This is a genomic window from Rhodoblastus sp. (assembly GCF_052145335.1).
Classification (GTDB): Bacteria; Pseudomonadota; Alphaproteobacteria; order Rhizobiales; family Beijerinckiaceae; genus Rhodoblastus.
In genome coordinates, this window is record NZ_JBKQOU010000268.1 from 1 (window position 1) to 2834 (window position 2834).

The 2834-nt window shown below is 59.1% G+C and carries 3 protein-coding genes and 1 pseudogene; 3 read left to right on the forward strand and 1 reads right to left on the reverse strand.

Going from position 1 to position 2834, the window contains the following annotated elements:
* Together ACLP2E_RS16835 and ACLP2E_RS16840 are read left to right on the forward strand one after the other, a co-directional pair.
* Positions 1 to 345: nuclear transport factor 2 family protein (locus ACLP2E_RS16835; protein ID WP_442466585.1), on the forward strand; the 345-nt coding region annotated here is incomplete at its 5' end.
* Positions 346 to 868: 523 nt separating this feature from the next.
* On the forward strand, positions 869 to 1690 hold the full coding sequence (locus ACLP2E_RS16840; RefSeq protein WP_442466586.1) for an OmpW/AlkL family protein: 822 nt from the start codon (positions 869 to 871) through the stop codon (positions 1688 to 1690).
* Positions 1691 to 1734: 44 nt separating this feature from the next.
* On the opposite strand, the gene ACLP2E_RS16845 is transcribed toward ACLP2E_RS16840, so the two are convergent.
* The gene (locus ACLP2E_RS16845) at positions 1735 to 2049 is read right to left on the reverse strand and encodes a hypothetical protein (RefSeq protein ID WP_442466587.1); all 315 of its coding nucleotides are present in this window, start codon (positions 2047 to 2049) and stop codon (positions 1735 to 1737) included.
* An 18-nt stretch (positions 2050 to 2067) separates the two neighbouring features.
* On the opposite strand from ACLP2E_RS16845, the pseudogene ACLP2E_RS16850 reads away from it, so the two are divergent.
* Positions 2068 to 2834 (forward strand): annotated as a pseudogene (locus tag ACLP2E_RS16850) (toluene monooxygenase); the annotation flags it as partial.

Consider the following 2834-nt stretch of genomic DNA (forward strand, 5'->3'; position numbering starts at 1 on the left):
GACCCCGCGCTCCTTTCGTTCGGTGGGGAACGCAGGGGCATCGACGGAGTCCGGTCGTTTTTCCGCGAATTGGCCGCGAACATCGATACCGATTGCTACCAGCCGCGTGAATTTTTCGGCGGTCCCGATTTCGTCGCTGTGCTCGGCAGTTCGATTAGTCGTTCGAGGGGAACGGGCGATCCCTTCGAAGAAGAATGGATTCATCTGTTCAGGATCATGAACGGGAAATTGACCGAGATCCGGATATTTCACGATACCCATGCGTTGGTGCAGGCCCATTTCGGTGGCGACATTCACTCCGTCACCGTGGCCCCATCCGAGGCGGCCGCGGAGCTCCAGCAGTAAGACGCCCGGCAGGCTGCTGAAAAACGTCCTGATTTAGGCAGCCAAAGGCTTCCTCGATGCGCTTTCGAATGCCTTGGCTGACGGCATAGCCGGGGTGGCGCGCCCCATTATCCCGCAGGCAGACTCCTATCCAACCTCTTCAAAGAACGAAGCGGCGCGCCCCGCTGGTTTGGCTGACTCCGGTCGCCATGCAGGTCGGTCATTCAATTCACTTCGAGCAGCCGGCGCCTCGCTGAGACCAACGACGTTCACAGGCAATTGGCTCCGCGGACCCGTCTTGCCAGCCGCCGTGGTTCCAGCATCGATCCGACGACAAAAAGGAAAGGCCTGGAAGGCGGCATAACTTCGCAGGCGGCCTTCTATTTGGCGTAAAGCTGGGGCGGGACGTTTAATCATTTGATGAATTTCGCGCGAAGCATGATCACAGAAATTTGATCAAACCATCCAGCGGCGCCGCGGCAAATTTGCTGCGCCGAAACTGGAGGCGCCCCCCAATCACCTTCAAAACAGCGCTTCTGCCAAGTTGTTGCACCGCAAATACATGCGTTTCGAGTTTGCTGGCGCAAACCTTGCTGCCGGGCGGACAGGGTCACGGCTCTTGAAGCGGCGTCAACGCCCACATTATGAACTAAAAAAGGGGAGATGGATGAAAATCGAAAAGATAACGACGTTGATCAGTGTGGGAGCGATTGCCGCGGTTTTCGCGGGCGCCGCGCAGGCTGCCGATCTTCCTGCTGTCAAAGAGCCCCTCGCCGCACCGGTCGTCGAATCTACCCCGCCCTGGTTCGTCAAGCTCGGCGTCGGCGGCGTCCTGTTCGATTCCAGCGCCAATTTGGCCCTTGGCGGCGTCGCGCTTCCCGGCGCTTCAGCACATGCCAGCAATAACGTCACGGCGATCTTCGAGTTCGGATATTATCTCAATGACAGCTTTTCGGTGCAGTTGACGGGCGGCTATCCGCCCACCTCGTCGCTGACCGGGGCCGGAACGCTCGCCCCGTTTGGAAAGCTCGGCCAGGCGACCTACGGTCCCGCCGTCCTCTCCATCGACTATCACGCCACGTATTTTGGAGCTTTCCAGCCCTATGTCGGCATTGGCTTCGTCGAGGCGATCATCTTCAGCACGCAAGACGCGGCCGTCCACAATCTCGGCGTTGGAAGTCAGGCCGGCTGGGCGGTTGAGGGTGGTTTCGACTATTTCGTCAACCGAAACTGGTACCTGTTCTTCGACGCGAAATATTTGTTCCTGGACGTGACGGCCACAGGCAACGCCCTCGGAGCGCCGGTAGCGGCAGAGGTACGTCTCAATCCGACGATCCTCACCGGCGGCGTCGGCTATCATTTCTGAGCGCCAAACGAACAGCGCGAACATGGTCAAGAACGCCCCGCCGCTCACCAGCGGCGGGGCTTTTCATTGCCCGCGTTTCCCACCCGTATTCTGCAAAAAAAACGTCCTGATTCGCGTTTCATCATTTGATTAATTTCGTCCGCCGCAGGGCCAAATCCAATTTGATCAAACCATCCAGTTTCGCCAACGGCTAAGTTTTGCGCTGCAGCAACGGACATTTTTAAAACAGCGCGTCTCCCAGAAAAAATATACCTTTTGCCCACTTGTTGCAGTGCAGCGATTTCGTCTTTGAGACTACTGGCGCCAACCTTGCGACTGTATCCGCGTGAAGCGCAGCAAATGCGCGCCGCCAACAACATCGATTGCAGGGAAACGTCATGGCATTGCTTGACCGCGCCGAATGGTACGACATCGCTCGCACCACCAACTGGACGCCCAGATATGTCTCCGAGTCGGAGCTTTTTCCGGACCTCATGACCGGCGCGCAAGGCGTGCCTATGGCGAAATGGGAAGTCTATGACGAGCCGTACAAGACCTCCTATCCCGAATATGTGCGCATCCAGCGCGAAAAGGACGCCGGCGCTTATTCGGTGAAGGCGGCGCTTGAGCGCAGCCGCATTTTCGAAAATTCCGATCCGGGCTGGCTCTCGATCCTCAAGTCGCATTACGGCGCCATCGCGCTCGGCGAATATGCCGCCATGAGCGCCGAGGCGCGCATGGTGCGTTTCGGCCAGGCGCCGGGCATGCGCAACATGGCGACCTTCGGCATGATGGACGAGAACCGCCACGCGCAGATCCAGCTGTTCTTCCCGCACGAATACGTCTCGAAGGACCGGCAGTTCGACTGGGCGCACAAGGCCTACCATACCAATGAATGGGCGGCGATCGCGGCGCGCCATGCGTTCGACGACCTGTTCATGGCGCGCAGCGCCACCGACATCGCCGTCATGCTGACCTTCGCCTTCGAGACCGGCTTCACCAACATGCAGTTCCTCGGTCTCGCCGCCGACGCGGCGGAAACCGGCGACTTCACTTTCGCCAGCCTGATTTCGAGCATCCAGACCGACGAATCGCGCCATGCCCAGATCGGCGGGCCGGCCCTGCAGGTGCTGATCGCCAATGGCCGCAAGGCCGAGGCGCAGAA

Coding starts and splice junctions, on each gene's coding strand:
- ACLP2E_RS16845 (WP_442466587.1), bottom strand. CDS start 2,049: ATGTTGTTGGCGGCGCGCATTTGCTGCGCTTCACGCGGATACAGTCGC.